At 40.9% G+C, this 17,651-nt stretch carries 13 protein-coding genes and 1 tRNA gene; 4 read left to right on the forward strand and 10 right to left on the reverse strand.

Translation table 11 applies throughout. The features are described 5' to 3' along the window. Window positions 1–35 precede the first annotated feature (35 nt). From B2248_RS09655 to ectA, 4 genes are all read right to left on the reverse strand, one after another. Window positions 36–1,478, reverse strand: a complete 1,443-nt coding sequence (locus B2248_RS09655; protein ID WP_007145566.1) for an aspartate kinase — start codon at window positions 1,476–1,478, stop codon at window positions 36–38. Window positions 1,479–1,612: 134 nt separating this feature from the next. Then, the gene (locus B2248_RS09660) at window positions 1,613–2,017 is read right to left on the reverse strand and encodes an ectoine synthase (RefSeq protein ID WP_007145567.1); all 405 of its coding nucleotides are present in this window, start codon (window positions 2,015–2,017) and stop codon (window positions 1,613–1,615) included. A gap of 71 nt (window positions 2,018–2,088) precedes the next feature. After that, window positions 2,089–3,426 carry a diaminobutyrate--2-oxoglutarate transaminase gene (ectB, locus tag B2248_RS09665; protein ID WP_007145568.1) on the reverse strand — a complete coding sequence of 446 codons (1,338 nt, stop codon included), beginning with the start codon at window positions 3,424–3,426 and terminating at the stop codon, window positions 2,089–2,091. 59 nt (window positions 3,427–3,485) lie between these two features. Beyond that, complete coding sequence (ectA, locus tag B2248_RS09670) at window positions 3,486–3,995, reverse strand: diaminobutyrate acetyltransferase (protein WP_273181991.1); 510 nt, start codon at window positions 3,993–3,995, stop codon at window positions 3,486–3,488. Window positions 3,996–4,189: 194 nt separating this feature from the next. Between ectA and B2248_RS09675 the strand changes: the two genes are divergently transcribed. Together B2248_RS09675 and B2248_RS09680 are read left to right on the forward strand one after the other, a co-directional pair. Beyond that, window positions 4,190–4,627 (forward strand): chemotaxis protein CheW, encoded by a 438-nt coding sequence (locus B2248_RS09675; RefSeq protein WP_083821497.1) that lies wholly within the window; start codon window positions 4,190–4,192, stop codon window positions 4,625–4,627. After that, window positions 4,620–5,219 carry a MarR family winged helix-turn-helix transcriptional regulator gene (locus B2248_RS09680; protein WP_007145571.1) on the forward strand — a complete coding sequence of 200 codons (600 nt, stop codon included), beginning with the start codon at window positions 4,620–4,622 and terminating at the stop codon, window positions 5,217–5,219. Before B2248_RS09675 ends, B2248_RS09680 begins: the two co-directional genes overlap by 8 nt. On the opposite strand, the gene B2248_RS09685 is transcribed toward B2248_RS09680, so the two are convergent. The 3 genes from B2248_RS09685 to B2248_RS09695 all read right to left on the reverse strand — a co-directional run bounded on the left by B2248_RS09685 (window position 5,216) and on the right by B2248_RS09695 (window position 10,868). After that, on the reverse strand, window positions 5,216–7,312 hold the full coding sequence (locus B2248_RS09685; RefSeq protein ID WP_273181993.1) for a two-component system response regulator: 2,097 nt from the start codon (window positions 7,310–7,312) through the stop codon (window positions 5,216–5,218). The two genes, B2248_RS09680 and B2248_RS09685, sit on opposite strands and share 4 nt — an antisense overlap. After that, a complete protein-coding gene (locus tag B2248_RS09690) occupies window positions 7,312–9,585 on the reverse strand; it encodes a response regulator (RefSeq protein WP_273181995.1) in 2,274 nt (757 codons plus the stop codon). Before B2248_RS09690 ends, B2248_RS09685 begins: the two co-directional genes overlap by 1 nt. Window positions 9,586–9,824: 239 nt before the next feature. After that, window positions 9,825–10,868: an NADP(H)-dependent aldo-keto reductase gene (locus tag B2248_RS09695; protein WP_273181996.1), complete on the reverse strand. Its 1,044-nt coding sequence runs from the start codon at window positions 10,866–10,868 to the stop codon at window positions 9,825–9,827. Between the two features lie 687 nt (window positions 10,869–11,555). Here B2248_RS09695 and B2248_RS09700 point away from each other — a divergent pair. Continuing rightward, the gene (locus B2248_RS09700; protein WP_273181998.1) at window positions 11,556–12,866 is read left to right on the forward strand and encodes an MFS transporter; all 1,311 of its coding nucleotides are present in this window, start codon (window positions 11,556–11,558) and stop codon (window positions 12,864–12,866) included. A 39-nt stretch (window positions 12,867–12,905) separates the two neighbouring features. Here the strand turns inward: B2248_RS09700 and B2248_RS09705 are convergent. The 3 genes from B2248_RS09705 to B2248_RS09715 all read right to left on the reverse strand — a co-directional run bounded on the left by B2248_RS09705 (window position 12,906) and on the right by B2248_RS09715 (window position 16,359). Next, window positions 12,906–12,982 (reverse strand) — tRNA-Pro (locus B2248_RS09705). 111 nt (window positions 12,983–13,093) lie between these two features. Then, window positions 13,094–15,460, reverse strand: coding sequence for a phosphoenolpyruvate synthase (ppsA, locus tag B2248_RS09710; protein WP_273182000.1), 2,367 nt, complete (start codon window positions 15,458–15,460; stop codon window positions 13,094–13,096). An 8-nt stretch (window positions 15,461–15,468) separates the two neighbouring features. After that, complete coding sequence (locus B2248_RS09715; protein WP_007145578.1) at window positions 15,469–16,359, reverse strand: pyruvate, water dikinase regulatory protein; 891 nt, start codon at window positions 16,357–16,359, stop codon at window positions 15,469–15,471. Window positions 16,360–16,639: 280 nt separating this feature from the next. On the opposite strand from B2248_RS09715, the gene B2248_RS09720 reads away from it, so the two are divergent. Beyond that, window positions 16,640–17,629 carry an HpcH/HpaI aldolase/citrate lyase family protein gene (locus B2248_RS09720; protein WP_273182003.1) on the forward strand — a complete coding sequence of 330 codons (990 nt, stop codon included), beginning with the start codon at window positions 16,640–16,642 and terminating at the stop codon, window positions 17,627–17,629. Window positions 17,630–17,651 lie beyond the last annotated feature (22 nt).

The raw sequence follows: 17,651 nt of genomic DNA on the forward strand, positions 1-17,651 counted from the left end.
AACAGGTAACAACAGAGCAATAAAAAAACTAATCGTTAAGAAGCGAGACATATGGCCCTTCCGTGATCGTGAATTTCTACCAGCACACTGTGCAGGCTCTTTATGGCATCGTCATAGTCATCTTCATTGATAATAAACTGCATATCAACCTGACGCATGGACTGATGCATGGCTAAAACACTGATGTTTTCTTTTGCAAGTGCACCAACGGTTTTTGCCAAAATACCTGGGATCTTCATATCACTGCCGATGGCAGACACAATCGCCACTTTTTGTTGATTAATTTCAGCATCAACAAAACGTTCTTGTAAGGCATTACGGATACGTTTTATTGTTTTGAGATTGGCAGAGAGATAGTGGGTAATTGTGTTGGCGTTGATATCTTTAGAGATGATATGTGCTTTAAATCTGTCTATCATCGTCAGAATTTCACGATCATAAACGTCAATATTACCCGCCATATCTTGATCAAAGAGTTCAAACGCATAGACCCCTTTGCAACCGGCAATGATCTCAACACAGGGGGTTGCACTGATATAGTCACCCGTAATTAATGTGCCGGCATGTTCAGGTTCAAATGTATTACGTACACGCAGAGCAATCTCATTTCTTCGTAAGCCTTTAGCCGCCTTAGGATGAATGGCTTCCATACCTAGATTAGCTAATTGATCGGCAACATCGTAATTTGTTCGGCCAATAGGCACGGCATTATCTTCACCCACTAATCGGGGATCAGCACTGCTGAGATGAAATTCTTTGTGAATGATGGCTTCACTAGCGTTGGTTAGAACAGCAATACGACTGAAGCTCATTTCACTGTAACCACGGTCAAATGTTGACATTAGACCATCATCGCTATGTGCATAACCGGTGACGATAGGCAATTGCTTTTTGAGGTCGATATCCTGAAAAGCGATTTTGATACGTTCGTCTAAAGGTAAGTGCTTGTCTGTTTGCCAGCCGGTTAAATCAACAAAAATAGCATCAATACCATCACGCTGAAGCAACTGCGTCATGTTCCATGCACTGTGAGCTTCACCAATACTGGCGAGCATTTCCCTCACGGTTTCAAGATGCATATCCAGCTCAAAGTGGCCATGCTGGCAAAGTCTTTGTAGATCAGCCAAACAGCGTTCAGCATCATCAAGACGTTCACCTATGAACTGATTAGCACGTTCAAGATTGTCAGGTTTTTTATAAAAACTTTCATTGATAGTGAAAATCTTTTGCTTTAAATCTGCTAAAGCTTGTTTCCAGCTATCATCATGTATTCCGTTTGCAAATAAACCGAACACACCGGGTTGCCCGGTTTTTTTATGCTCCAGCAACAAGTCGGTAATACCGCCATAAGCTGAAACAACAAATATACGATTGTAGAGCGAGTCGTGATGAACCGGTTTCAGAATAATGTTATCGCGCACCGCAACATAGTCGCTCATAGAAGTGCCGCCGATTTTTTCTACCGTATGAAAACTCATTGTATTCTCTCTATTTCATCCTTTTTGGATTAGCTATCTTGTTCACTGTCAAAGCAGGCAGTGAACAAGATGTTTATTGACTGTTATAGCCCGAGGTAAGGCATCGATCACGTTCTGATCGATGCCTGAGCAAATTAGTCACTAATGGTGTCTGCTTCTAGTTCATAAGCACCATCTTTGTTATGAACTTCCGTGCCATGAAGTGGTGGGTTAAACACACATGCCAGCTTCATCTCTTTAAACGCACGTAGCATATGTTTATCGTGTTTATCGAGGTTATATAAGGTACCTGGTGTGATGGCATATTTTTTCCCATCATCCAATGTTTCAACTTCACCTTCACCACTGATGCAATACACAGACTCCAGATGATTCTGATAATGCATTCTGAAATCAGCACCTTCATAGATGGTGGTGATATGGAAAGAGAATCCCATATTGTCATCTTTTAATAACAGACGGGTGCTGTCCCAATTACCATTAGGATCCACAATTTTACGGTCTGTTTTTTCTGCTTCCTGAAGTTGTCTAACAAGCATTTCATTTCCTCTTATTTGATTATTATTTGGAATAGAAACGGGTGGCGAACCACCCGTTTTCTTATAAGCAATTAAGACTGACGAGACATTTTCTCGACTTCTTCACTGACTGAGTAATCACCTTCGAAGTAATCTTTTTCTTCTGGGATATTGTCAGCCTTGGCACAAACTTCTTTGATAGATTGCTCAAGAATATCGATACCCTTTTCCAGGTTTTCTTGTGTGATGGTGAGTGGACATAAAAATTTGACCACATGATCATCGGTACCGCTTGTCTCAATGATCAAACCTTTCTGGAAAGCGTTATGCGTGATTTTTCCTGCAAGTTCACCACTAACGCAATTAATTCCTCGGAACATGCCACGACCATGCGAGTTAAAGTTACCCTCACCGTATAGCTCAACAATCTTGTCAACGCGTTTGGCGATGTAGTCCCCTTTTGCCTGTACTTCTTTAGCAAAAGTGTCGTCTTTCCAATAGTTATCCAGCGCCGCTTTAGCAGTAATAAAGGCAGGATTGTTACCACGGAACGTACCGTTATGTTCGCCTGGTTTCCATTGATCTAACTCCGGCTTCATCAACACGATAGCGAACGGCAGACCGTAACCACTTAATGATTTTGATACCGTGACGATATCAGGGTAGATACCGGCTTCTTCAAAACTGAAGAAGGTACCTGTACGACCACACCCCGCCTGAATATCATCAATAATCAGCAATACATCATGTTTTTTACAGATGTCTGACAGGCTTTTTAACCAAGTTGTTGAGCAAGCGTTAATACCCCCCTCACCCTGAACTGTTTCCACAATCACAGCGGCAGGTTTGTCTACACCACTACTTGAATCTGAAAGGACTTTATCGAGATAGTTGGTCGTATCAACATCATCGCCCATATAACCATCATAAGGCATACGTGTTGCACCACTCAGGCTCACACCTGCGCCACCACGATGATGGCCATTACCAGTAATCGCCAGTGAACCTAATGTCTGGCCATGCCAGCCGTTAGTGAACGAAATGATATTTTCTCTGCCGGTGTATTTACGTGCCGTTTTTAATGCGGCTTCAACGGCATTTGTGCCTGTTGGGCCAGTAAACATCACGATATAGTCTAAGTCACGTGGTTTTAATATATTGTTATTGAAACTCTCTAAAAACTCGCCTTTCGCACGGGTATGGAGATCAAGACCTTGGGTAATACCATCGTTTTCAATGTATTCGAGCAGTTTTTCTTTGAACAGATCATTATTGTGACCATAATTCAATGAACCAGCCCCAGCTAAAAAGTCTAGGTAAGCGTTCCCTTCTTCATCATAGATAAACTCATCTTTGGCACGGTTAAACATGCGCGGAAAAGATCGAGCATAAGAACGAACTTCTGATTCAATTTCATCAAAGATTTTCATAGGTTTTTTTCTCCTAGTAGTATTTTTTTATTCGTGTCCCGGCGTGTAGAAATAATGGCTTACAGCTTAAACGGACCGACTTTAACCAACATTTCCGTTTCATGTTGGCCAGCAAAATGTTGTTGGCGATCAAACATCACCGAACGGTTTAGTTGTGTGTTTAATTTATTCGCTAGACTCTCGAACAAGGCCCACGATGCACGATTATCAGGGGTGATCGTTGTTTCGATATATTTCACGTCTTTGCAGCTATCCCGTTCCAGGATATGACGAAGCATTCGACTTGCAAGTCCTTGCCCCCTTGCTTTCTCTCCTACCGCGACTTGCCAGATAAATAAGGTGTCTGGCTTTTTCGGTAATACATAGCCAGAAATGAAACCCACAAGGTTTGCGTCCATTTCTGCTGCTACTGACGTCTGAGAAAAATGACTGCTTTGTAACAAATTGCAGTACATGGAATTGGTATCAAGAGGAGGACAGGCAGATATTAAATCAAAGACGGATGCACCATCTTCTGCTGTGGGCTCTCTTAAAGTAATTGAAGCTTTTTCATGATTATCATTATTCATTTATAAATAGCTCTATTGTTTATATCTCTATCAATTATAAGTTGCAAAAATCCTGTAAATTCTACGAAAAAACTATATAAAGCATAATAAACAGTAATTTGAATAAAAATATACAGGCTGTTAATGATTTAATATATATAGTACACTAAATAAATATATTGTCCAGCCCGAGATTAATAACGTATATTCAATAGATGACATTACAGTTACATGACAACAAACAATGGCTATGCTTTCTCATTGAAGATGAGACTTATGCACACCCTGTAAATAAGATAAGAGAAGTTCATGACTATATGGCAGCGGTCCCTGTACCCGGTGCCCCTTCATATATAGAAGGAGTACTGAACATAAGAGGCGAGATAGTCACCATTGTGAGTAGTAGGAAATTATTAGGAATTGATGAGACAGATCAGCATCGCCACATCGTTATTATTGAGTCAAAAAAGGGCTTGGTGGGTATTAGCGTTGATGAAGTCGTGAAAATTACATTACTGGATTTACAGAATTTGGTGCCAGTAGAACAAAAAAATACATTGAGCCCTATCTATGCCACTTTAAAACATAAACAACAGCTAATTATACTGGCCGATTTTGAGCGTTGTTTTAATCAAATGGAAAATTATGAGTAAAACTATCGGTTTAAATTTAGATGCAGTTTATAATCTTGATCTGACTGATGAACAGAAGGATCACCTGTTGAACCAAATTGAAGAAGTATTGATTGCATTACGACGCGTTATCCGTGCAACTGATTTGCACTCTAAATATCTTGCAAAGACAACCAGCCTGACTTCTCCACAGATTTTATTGTTACAAAGTCTCAGGGATAAAGGTCAAATTACAATTGGTGAGCTTGCTAATGAAATGAGCTTGAGTCAGGCAACGGTGACGACGATTGTTGATCGCCTGGAAAAACGTGAACTTGTTTATCGTATGCGTTCTGAGTCGGATAAACGCAAAGTTCATGTACACCTAACAGATAAAGCCCTGGAAATTCTGAAAAAAGCACCAATCCCACTGCAAGAGCAATTTACCCGTCAATTTGGCGATTTACAGGAGTGGGAGCAGACCATGATTATTTCTGCGCTTAAGCGTGTGGCTCAAATGATGGATGCCCAGCATATAGATGCCTCACCAGTATTAGATATTGGTTTGTTAGACAGACATGATGACTTAATCGATACCCATACGCCTTTTCTGGAAGAAAAAGACAAGAGCTAATGCTCGAGCAATAAGCTGAGCTGAGGGACCGGCAGTGGATGACTAAAATAAAATCCCTGAAACTCGGCACAGCCTAACTTTCTTAATATGTCGGCCTGCTCACTTGTCTCAACACCTTCTGCAATGGTGCAAAGCTGTAAATTATCGGCCAATTGGACAATCGTTTGTGCTATTGCACAATCTTTACTATTGGTCACGATTTCTTCCACAAATGTGCGATCAATTTTTAGGGTATCAATAGGAAAATTCTTTAAGTAACTCAATGAAGAATATCCCGTACCAAAATCATCTATCGCCAGACGTACGCCAAGTTTTTTTAATGAGAAAAGCAGCGGAATCGTCTCTGCAGTATCTTTTAACATCGCCGTTTCTGTGATTTCCAACTCGAGGGTCTCTGGGGGTAAACCAGTTTCATCTAACGTTTTTCTTACGGTATCCAGCAGGTAAGATTGGGTGAATTGTGAGGCAGATAAATTAACAGCTACTCGATACGCACAGCCCGACTCTTTTTGCCATTGTCTCACTTGCCGACAAGCCTGCATCAACACCCAGTCCCCAATCCCCAGTATCAAACCTGTTGATTCAGCAATTTCAATAAAATAGTTTGGCGTTAATAATCCCTTCGTAGGATGTCGCCAACGCAACAATGCTTCAAGACCAACAATAGCCATGCTTTCAGCATCATATTGAGGTTGATAATAAACTTCAAACTGCTGTTCAGACAATGCTGTCCGTAAATCATTCTCCATTTCTAAACGCAGTTTGAGATAATTATTCATGCTCTCAGAAAAGAACTGGTAATTATTTCTACCCTTTTCTTTTGCGTGATACATCGCTACATCAGCATGTTGCAATAGCGTCTGTACATTATGGCCATCATCAGGATAAAGGGTAATGCCAACGCTTATCGAAATATGTAGGTGTTTCTCACTAATAAAAAAAGGAGCTGAGAAAGCACCAATGAGGCGGTTAGCAATTTCAGCTACCTGCTCAACTTTACTTATATCATCAAGTAAAACGGTAAATTCATCACCCGCCAGGCGGGCAACCCGATTATCAGTATCATAATTGGCTTTGGCCACCAGATCCGAATCTCTCACACATTCACGTATCCGCTGGGCTGACTGACATAAGACTTCATCACCGATATGGTGCCCATAGGTATCGTTAATATATTTAAACCTGTCCAAATCAAGAAACATCAAAGCAAATTGCGCCTGATGACGTTTTGCACTGGCAATGGCCGTTTCTAATTGTTCAATGAATAAACGTCGGTTGGGTAAATCGGTCAGCGTATCGTAGTAGGCATAATAGGTAATTTCTTGCTCTGACTGTTTTCTTGATGTGATGTCGTGCAAAGTACCAACAATTCGCCACTGCCCATATTCAAAGCTAATATCTGTTCGCTCATTCACAAACAAAACACTGCCGTCAGAACGGATGATCCTGTATTCGATATCGTATGACTGTTTTTCATACACGGCTTGCTTGAGGGCTATAATTAATTTTGTCCGGTCTTCCGGGTGCACTTTTTTCAGAGCAGATCGTACGGTGAGATTGATTTCTTTGGAAAAACCCAACATAGCAAACATATCGGAGGAGCACTCAAGAAACTCGGACTCAAAATCCCATTCCCAGTAGACCAGATTTGCAATAGATTGGGCCTTAGCTAATTTATTTTTATTAAGACTTAACTCTTGTAAAGTCCTGTTAGCTTTCAAGATATAACGGACTCTGTGCCTGAAAAGCGGCCACTTGAGCGGCTTGGTGATGAAGTCTGTCGCACCGGATTCAAATGCTTGTTCAATATCTTCAACATCATCAAGTGCTGTGACCATCACAATGGCGCATTCTGCACCTTTAGGTAAAGCTCGCAGTCTGGCACAACATTCAAAACCGTTCATGCCTGGCATGGAAACATCAAGTAATGTGATATCAGGCTTGTGGAGTGAGAACTGGACTATAGCATCTTCACCAGAGGCGGCCTCAACAATCTCTAATTCCGTCGATGTTAATGATTGAGTCATTAACATCCGTGTGACGGGATCGTCATCAACAATCAAGACCACTTGCTTTTTGATGGTATTTGCCATCAAATCCTCCGCCATTGTCCATTTAATAGTGAAGTCAGTTCATCATAATAAGTATCTAGTTTATCTATATATATAGCAATTTGGTCAATATTATTTTCTCGCCCTGATTTTTCTATCTCTCTTGCCAACTCAGCGATAGCTGTGGCACCGATATTCAGCGAACTGGATTTAAGTGCATGTGCAGATTTAAATACTTGCTGTGCATTTTTTTCTATAAACGCCTGTTTGATGGCTTCTATCAAATCAGGTGTATGTTGCATATAAACCTGGAATATTTGTTGTACGACCTGTTCACCATTCTCACCAGCCATCGTAATTATGTCATCAACAATCTTCTTATTAAGTATAGGTTTCACCTCACTCACTTCTCTGTAGCTATGAGCCTGTGAAACTGGCTCAATTGTTTTTCCTAGAAATCGATTGACTAAATCAATCAATTTGTTCAATTCAATAGGTTTAATTAAAATATCATCAGCACCAGCTGTATAAAAATCAAGCCTAACTTGTTCATTCGCATCAGCAGTTAACGCCACGATGGGTGTTGTAATATGTAAAAACTTTCTTAGATGCTCTGTGGCCGTCACACCATTCATCAGAGGCATGTGATAGTCCATAAATATCATGTCATATGCCTGCTCACTGCATGATGCTATTGCCTCTTCACCATTAGCTACCAACGTTACTGTACAACCCAGTTTTTCTAACAAGCCCAAAGCAACAGATTGATTGACTTCATTATCCTCTGCAACAAGTACATGATTAGTTTTTTTATCATCACCGCGTGGGTTGATTTGAACTCTTGCCTCAGGCGACGTATTAGTCACAGAGATAATATCAACAGGAATCGTGAACCAAAAACTGTTCCCTTGCGTGGAAGAGTTCACTCCATATTCGCCATTCATCAACTCAACGAGATGAGCATAAATAGTTAAGCCTAAACCGAGCCCTGAGTATTGCTGATCATGCAACGGGAATTGCTGAAATGGCTCAAAAATACGTTCCTTATCATTCTCATTAATAGCTCCAGCAGAATCTTTCACTGTTAAGGTTAAAAAATGCTGTTTATCCCTTGAAAATTCGCTGACAGAAAGTTCAATATTCCCCTGCTTAGAAAACTTTATTGCATTATCAATCAAATTATTTAGCACGTTTCTGAGCATATGTGGGTCGAGCATCACTTCCATGCCAGAACATTTCATATTTAAAAATAATGTATTTTTTTTCTGATTTGCTTTGGCATAATTGGCCTCAACTACAGACTTAAGAAATCGATATAAATCAACCTGTTTAACATCAAGAGTCCATTGCTTTTCACTCAGTTTCACATAATCTTGTAACTGGTTTATCACCTCTAATAAGTGATGCGTTGAGTCATTTATCAGACTCACTGTTTCATGAGCCTTAGCCTCTGTCACATATACCTTTAACAGCTCAATATGACTAATCACTTGAGACAAAGATATTTTCAGCTCCCGGCTGATAACATTAATCATTCCGCACTTAGCATCTTCATCGTATTCAAGTCTGTTAATGGCATCAGTTAATAACTTTTGCTGCTCCGCCAAGCGTAATTCTAATTGCTGTTTTTGTTCTGTCAGATCCTGCTTATCGGAGCTGAGTTTGACGAAGTTTTGCCTTAGTCTTTCAAGCATATGTCCCACACTGGGCTTTGAACTATCAGACTCTCCCGACATTTGTTGGGTCAAACTGTTTAATGGCGAGAGATAGTGCGTTATGAATGACCAGACTAACGCCACAATACAAACAAAAAGGACAAGAATGGCGATACAGGACCAATCGAATAACCTTTTGAATGGTGCGTCAAACAAATACTTATCGACTGAAAGATAGACACTTGCCAAAGCACTTCCGTTTTCTACTAGTGGGTATAGAAAATGAATAACATCAGAGTCTGAATAAATCTGCTTTTCACTGACTACTCCATTTTGGAGCCTTTGTTTGATGAAGGTGTTTGTAACCGATGTATTGAGATTTTGATAACGAAAAATACCCGTTCCATTTTTATCAAAAACGATGGACTGTTTGATATAGGGGTAAGCTCGCAACCATGACAAGGAACCTTGCTCAGCTGTAGAAATCGGTTTATCTGCCACGGTTATACTAGCTGATATAGCTTGAGCAAGCTGCTCAAGCTGTTGTTGGTTTGCTTTATCAATGAGTAATTTGTATTGAAAAACGACAGCGATCAAAAGCAGGATCAACATCAATAAGATAGTGCCGTATCTTATAGTTAAACTGCTCTTTCTAAGCATAGAGACAGTCGTCATTTAAAAGGTGGCAAACTGCGTAAATAATAATGAATTAATGAAAAGTGAATATAAGACTAAGTCAGAAAAAGGCAAATCAACTTTAGAAAGCTTATTGTCGAAAAAACTCATATTGCCCCTCCTTGTTATAAAATCATAGAATTTATGGTCAGTATGCTCAGGTCACTCTATATGTTGTCGTCCCTATCTTGGTTATATTTAATAAAAATGAAAAAGTTTATATTTTATGGTGCAGGATTAGGAATGCTTTGGTGAATCAACTCAATTTCTGAAAGTATTTCTTTAGTTAAAATCAATTTTTCACTAGCGATATTATTTCTAAGCTGCTCCATACTGGTTGCTCCGATAATATTAGCTGTTAAGAAAGGTCGTGAATTAACAAAAGCCAATGCCATTTGGGCAGGATCCAGCTGAAAGCGGCGTGCAAGCTCTACATATCGACGAGTTGCCTCAATGGCCTGAGGGTTGCTGTAACGGCTGTAGTTAGGCCAGCGTGTCAAACGAGCATTTTCAGGTTGTTGATCAAGATATTTCCCTGTCAGCACACCAAATCCTAATGGTGAATAGGCCAGCAAACCAACATTTTCACGATGACTAATCTCAGCACAACCTATTTCATACGTCCTGTTTAATAAGCTGTAGGGATTCTGCACACTGACTACCAGAGGTAAGTCCATGGATTTAGCCAAAGTAATAAATTGCATTATTCCCCATGGTGTTTCATTGGATAAACCAATATGTCGAATTTTTCCTGCTTGAACTTGTTTTTTCAAACCACGCAGCGTATCGATAATGGGAGTCAGATTTTGCTCATCAGCCGCCTGCTGATAACCCAGTCGACCAAAATAGTTCGTATTTCTTTCAGGCCAGTGCAATTGGTATAAATCAATATAATCAGTCTTGAGCCTTTTAAGACTTGCATCAACTGCCGTTTCAATTGTTGTCCCATTAAACCGGGTACCACCACCTCGGATATGTGAAACCCAATCACCGCCCGGACCAGCCATTTTACTGGCAAGAATGATGTCATCCCGCCGGCCTCTTTTTTGTAACCAATGACCAATAATCTCTTCTGTTACACCATAGGTTTCTGCACAAGGAGGGATTGCATATAACTCTGCGGTATCGATAAAGTTAATTCCCTGGCTGACAGCATAATCTAATTGCTGATGTCCTTCTGCTTGCGTGTTTTGCTCGCCAAACGTCATGGTTCCCAGACAAATACGACTGACACTCAGATCAGTATTACCAAGAGTATTGTATTGCATGCTAAACATGGCCTTTTTATATCGTTAGAAGGCATCAATCATACAGCAGCTATTCAGTTTACTTAACAAGGTATAAAAAAAGAGGGTGGCAGAAGCCACCCTACTCCAAAAAGGAGATTTACGCAGATAGGATTACTGACGTACAGGTCAGTGAACGTCAGTACAAATACGACTGCACTATTAACGAATCTATCCATTGGAATTAACGAATGAAAATGACTTAGTGAACTGCTAAATAAGAAAAAGGCGATGATGTGACCATCACCGCCTTCTCAAAACAAGGAGTAGAAATTACACCATTGACGATAGTCTCAGGTAACGTTATGACACACCTGATAAATATTGGTTGCGAAAAAGAATGTAAAGTTATGAAAAAAAATAAGCCAGCTTATCGGGAATAAGCTGGCTAAGGGTGGTTGAACTGTTAACAAGGATAGTTCGTAGTCGATACTAACAGCTTGATGCGAAAATTCTGTGAAATTGATTGAGGAGATTAGCATCATCCACGATATGAAAATAACGGTTCATGATTTGCATCAATTCTCATATCACTTTGTAATCGATAATTTTTATATATAAAAGCTATTAAATATCATGCATTTAATATTTTCAAACAATAATAAATAGATTTTAAGTATATTTTTGGTGCAATGACTATTAATTAAGGTGCATAAAAAAGGAAACAATATGCAATCACTTGCATTGCTTAAGCCTATTCAATCTATTTTATGGAGCGTTGCTTTACTTCTATTGGGAAATGGATTAATCAGCACTCTTCTTACCCTACGCGGCACAAATGAAGGCTTTTCAAGTGCCACCATGGGTCTGATCATGTCGAGCTATTTTATTGGATTTGTATGTGGCACCTGGGTCAGTGGCAGACTGATTCGTCGCATGGGGCATATCAGGACGTTTGCATTCTGTGCTTCTATCTGTGCTTCAGCCACACTTTTACATATTATTTTTATTGATGCTTGGGTATGGATTGTTCTTCGTTTCTTTTATGGGCTTGCTTATATTACCCTGATGACTGTCATCGAAAGCTGGTTAAACAGTCAGGCTGCAAGCCATGAGCGTGGACGTATTTTTGCTTTTTATATGGTAGTGAATTTAGGTGCTTTAACAATTGCACAGCAAATGTTGCATATCGCTACGCCCGATAATTTTCTGCTATTTGCCATTGTGTCTATTCTGATTAGTTGGGCCATACTGCCACTGACACTCACCCGCCGAAACCAACCGATGATTAATTCGGAAAGGCCAAAAAGTAGTCTAAAAAACTTATTAAAGATCGCACCACTCTCGGTAGCTGGTTCAACTCTCTCAGGTCTGGCAATGGGCGCTTTTTGGGCGATGACACCTATTTATGCCACTGAACTAGGCTACGACATTAGTGGCATTGCACTGATAATGAGTTTAACCATTCTAGGTGGCGCTGCCTTGCAGATCCCTATTGGCCGTTATTCAGATAAACACGACAGACCCAAAGTCATTACTTGGGTAGTGGCATTAGCAGGGATTATTGCTCTATCCATGGCAGTGATTCCTTCTCAAACCGCCTTATTAGCCATCTTTTTTATCTGGGGTGGCTTATCTTTTTCCATCTACCCACTGTCCGTCGCTCAGCTTATTGACCAACTCCATCCTGACGAAATTGTCTCTGGCTCCTCAGATATGCTGGTGCTTCATGGTTTAGGCTGCGCTTTTGCCCCGGTGATAGCTGGTTCATTAATGACCATTATTGGTTCACAAGGCCTGCCGCTCTATATTGGAACAGTATTATTAATTTTAGCCGGATATACGGCCTATCGCCGCCGTCGCGTCGTTGATCTTGTCAGTGGAGATAATGCCCACTTCGAACCGATGGTTCAAACCAGCTCGCAAGTGCTCAGTATGATGTTTGATCAACCACAAAGAGACTTATTTGATGACCCAAGCTTTTATGAAGAGGAAGAACGTAATCGCATCATCAATGCCTTAAGGCAAAGTGGTTCGTAATCAGATGATCTGAGTTGCTTTGAATAAACAAAAAATAATTGGTCGGGACAGAAGGATTTGAACCTTCGACCCCTTGCACCCCATGCAAGTGCGCTACCAGGCTGCGCCATGCCCCGACGATATTGTTGTTAATCTATTGATGCTTGAAGTAAGCCTGATTAACGAGGTCGCTATATTAGCAAAGCCCGACCTGAAAAAACAGGTCGGACAGTCGCTTTTTTTACTTTTTAAGCATGCTTTTCTGCTAAAGCCTGCCATGTACTGACTACGGTATCAGGGTTTAATGAAATACTGCTGATTCCACGCTCTAATAACCATTCAGCCAAGTCTTCATGATCTGATGGACCTTGACCACATATACCGACATATTTATCTGCTTTCTTACAGGCTGTAATCGCCATATCCAGCATTTTCAGTACCGCAGGGTTACGCTCATCAAATGAGCCGGCCACTAGCGCTGAATCACGGTCTAAGCCCAGTGTTAACTGAGTCATATCATTTGAACCGATTGAGAAACCATCAAAGAATTCGAGGAATTCATCTGCCATAACAGCATTTGAAGGTAGTTCACACATCATGATCAAACGCAGACCATTTTTACCGCGCTCCAAACCGTTTTCTTTGAGCAAGTTAACCACAGACTCCGCTTCAGCCAGTGTGCGAACAAACGGAATCATTAACTCAACATTCGTTAATCCCATTACATCACGAACACGCTTCATCGCTTCAATTTCAAGTTTGAAGCATTCAGCAAAATCTTCTGATGAATAACGTGATGCTCCACGGAAGCCAATCATTGGATTTTCTTCTTCAGGCTCAAACAAGGTACCGCCAATCAGATTAGCGTATTCATTTGATTTGAAGTCAGACATACGAACAATCACAGTTTCAGGATAGAACGCAGCGGCGATGGTGGAGACACCTTCAGCAATACGGCTGATGTAGAATTCTACCGGGTCACCGTAAGCAGTTGTACGCTCTTTGATGGCTTGTTTGACTTCACCTTCCATCTCATCAGCATTCATCAATGCTTTTGGATGGATACCAATCATATTGTTGATGATGAACTCAAGACGCGCGAGACCAACACCTTTATTAGGTAACTGAGCAAAGCTGAATGCGCGATCAGGATTACCTACGTTCATCATAATTTTGACAGGTAGCTCAGGCATATTGTCGAGTTCTTCCACACGGTGTTCGAACTCAAGTAAACCAGCGTAGATATTACCTTCATCACCTTGGGCGCATGAGACAGTCACTTCTGTGCCTTCTTCCACTTTTTCAGTGGCATCACCACAACCAACAACAGCAGGAATACCTAATTCACGTGCAATAATCGCGGCGTGACAAGTACGACCACCACGGTTAGTGATAATGGCCGAAGCACGTTTCATGATAGGTTCCCAGTCAGGATCGGTCATGTCCGTTAATAAAACGTCGCCTTCCTGGAATTTATTCATTTGGTCCAGGCTGTTTAATAAACGCACTTTACCCTGACCAATTTTGCTACCGATAGCACGTCCGACAGAAATCAACTCGCCTTTTTGTTTCAGGACAAAAGTTTCACGGACATTTTTCTTAGTTCGGCTTTGAACCGTTTCAGGGCGCGCCTGAACGATGTAGATACGACCATCATTACCATCTTTAGCCCACTCCACATCCATTGGACGTTGGTAATGTTTCTCGATAGTCACTACCATTTTTGCTAAAGACTCAACTTCTTCGTCGGTCAGGCAGAAATGTAGACGTTCATCTTCATCAACATCCACGGTTTTAACCGGTGATGAAGCATCACCAGAATAAACCATCTTAATTGCTTTTTGACCCACAGTGCGTCGTAACACAGATGGGCGGCCAGCTTCTAATGTATTTTTGTGTACATAGAATTCGTCAGGGTTAACAGCACCTTGAACCACCATCTCACCCAGGCCATAACTACCTGTAACAAACACAACGTCACGGAAGCCACTTTCAGTGTCCAGAGAAAAGGCCACACCCGCACTGGCGATATCAGAACGTACCATTTTTTGGATACCGGCTGATAAAGCCACTTCACTGTGATCAAACCCTTGGTGATCGCGATAAGCAATAGCACGGTCATTAAATAACGATGCAAATACTTCACGGATAGCTTTTTTGATATTGTCTAAGCCGGAAACATTAAGGAATGTTTCTTGTTGTCCAGCAAATGAAGCATCAGGTAAATCTTCTGCCGTTGCTGATGAACGCACAGCAAAACTAGCTTCAGGACCGTATTCTTTTTCCAATGCAGCAAAAGCTTCATCAATGGCTTTTTCCATCGCTTCTGGATAAGGAATCGTCATGATCCAGTCACGAATTTCCTGACCTGTTTTTTGCAAAGCAGTGACGTCATCGACATCCAGCTCACGCAAACGATCATTGATTTTACTCTGGAGTCCATCGTGCAGAAGAAATTCCCGGTAAGCATCCGCAGTCGTGGCAAAACCACCTGGGACATCGACTCCTAGAGGGGCGAGATTTTGCAGCATTTCACCTAATGAGGCGTTTTTGCCACCTACTCTGCCGACATCCTCCATGCATAGCTTATCCAGAGAGATAACATATTCTGACATAGTTATAACTACCTTGCTTTTATAGATTTATTAAACATTAAGACCGACTCTCTAACACGTTCTCTACCTAGGCCAAGCGCACGAACTACACGGCTAGAGATTTCTTCGATCGATGTATCTGTTGTTTCAAAAACGGCAATGCCCGCTTTATCAAACATAGCTTGTGCTTGTGTCAATTCAGCCTGACAAATTTCCAGTGAGGCATATTCACTGCCAGGGCGTCGCTGGCGTCTGATTCGACTTAATGGCACCGGTTTAATCGTTAAACCAACAAGTTTATCAATATTATCCAATAAACATTGAGGTAATTCATCTGATGATAAGTCTTCCGGCGTAAGTGGATAATTTGCCACTTTAAGAGAAAAGTTCATCGCCAAATAAAGACTGGTTGGCGTTTTGCCACAACGTGACACACCCGCCAGAATAACATCAGCATCGTTATAATGATCCGGTCTGACGCCATCATCATGCGTAAGTGCAAAATCAATCGCATCCAATCGACGCTGGTATGTGGTATCACTGAAGGCAATTCGTGACACGCCTTGCTTGTGTGACGACTCTACACCAAAAAAACTTTCCAGGGAGCCAATATAGCTGTGAAACAAGCTGATAACACAGGCATTAGCGCTTTCAATAATGTATTGTTCATCATCATGCACTAATGTGCTAAAAACTACCGGCTTAAGATTAGACTCAAGGCTCGTTTCATTAATTTTTTCTCTTGCCTGCAACGCTTTTTCTGGTGTATCCACAAAAGCCAGCGTGATGGTTTCAAATTCCAAATCAGGAAATTGGGCAAGCAAACACTTTCCATAAGATTCGGCAGTAAGTCCAGTACGGTCTGAGACAAAGAAGACTTTCCGTATCTGTTCAGAATGTTGTAGTTCTGTTTCTGTCATGTGTTAATCATGTGCCGAAATACAGGAATTGATCAACAAAAAATTTATGGTTAGACAAATCAATGTTTACTCAATTCAGACCATACCGTATATATAAATTTAGTGTGGAAAAAGACTATCTGCGTCGCTTTCGATACTAAAATACGGCAATCAAAACCGTGAATAATCGCATCTTTTTACACGAAAAACCAGACTTAATCGTTATATTATTCAGTTTAAACATGGCAGACATCCGAGTAGATAGTGATATGAAACCAGGATATGAAAGGTATATATATTAATGAGTGTATTTATCCATCCTAATGAAGCGCTTCACAATCAAGAAGCTCCGCTCCCGTTAATCCCCGCCTGTGAACATTTTGCAGGTAATCGCCATATGTTATTAAAAGCATTCTCACTTCAGTCTGAATACGGTCCTATTTTTGATATTACCTGTGATTGTGAAGATGGTGCGGCTTCAGGAGAAGAAATACAACATGCCAATATGATTGTTGAGATTCTCAACAGTGAGCACAATATTCATCACATGTCCGGCGTCCGTATTCATGGCTATGAGCATCCTGCGTGGCAACAAGAAGTCGATATTTTGTTATCTGGAGCAAGAGAGAATATTCGTTACCTCACGATTCCAAAGGCAAATAATGCGGAAGATGTTGAGGTCATGATTGAATATATTCAGCAAGCTTCACAGAGATATAACATTACCCACCCCATTCCTATCCATGTATTAATTGAAACACACGGAGCATTAAACGACGTCTACAAAATTGCAGCCATGAAGCCTGTGCAAGTTCTAGATTTCGGGATTATGGACTATATCAGCGCATATCAAGGCGCTATAACGGATGATGCTATGCATAGTCCTACTCAGTTTGAACATGCTCTGATTGTCAAAGCGAAAACAGCAATAGCCTGTGCCGCCATATCTTCTGGCTGTATACCATCACATAATGTGACACTGGCGATTAAGGATTATCAACAAACATTTGAAGATGCTTATAGAGCGCGTAATCAGTTTGGCTTTTTGAGAATGTGGAGTGTGCATCCCCAACAAATAAAAGCCATTATAAAAGCGATGACACCTGAGCCAGAAAAGATCCAGCTTGCCAGTGAAATCTTGTTGACAGCACAACAACGTAGTTGGGCACCAATAAGCTTAAACGATAAATTGTATGATAAGGCCTCTTATCGCTATTACTGGCAGCTACTACAGCGGGCTCATCTATCTGGCGAGAAGCTTTCTACAGATGTCCAGGAACAATTCTTTTAGTGCCTCATTAAAACAGTAACTA

Source organism: Methylophaga sp. UBA2012 (assembly GCF_002335235.1).
Lineage (GTDB): Bacteria > Pseudomonadota > Gammaproteobacteria > Nitrosococcales > Methylophagaceae > Methylophaga > Methylophaga thalassica.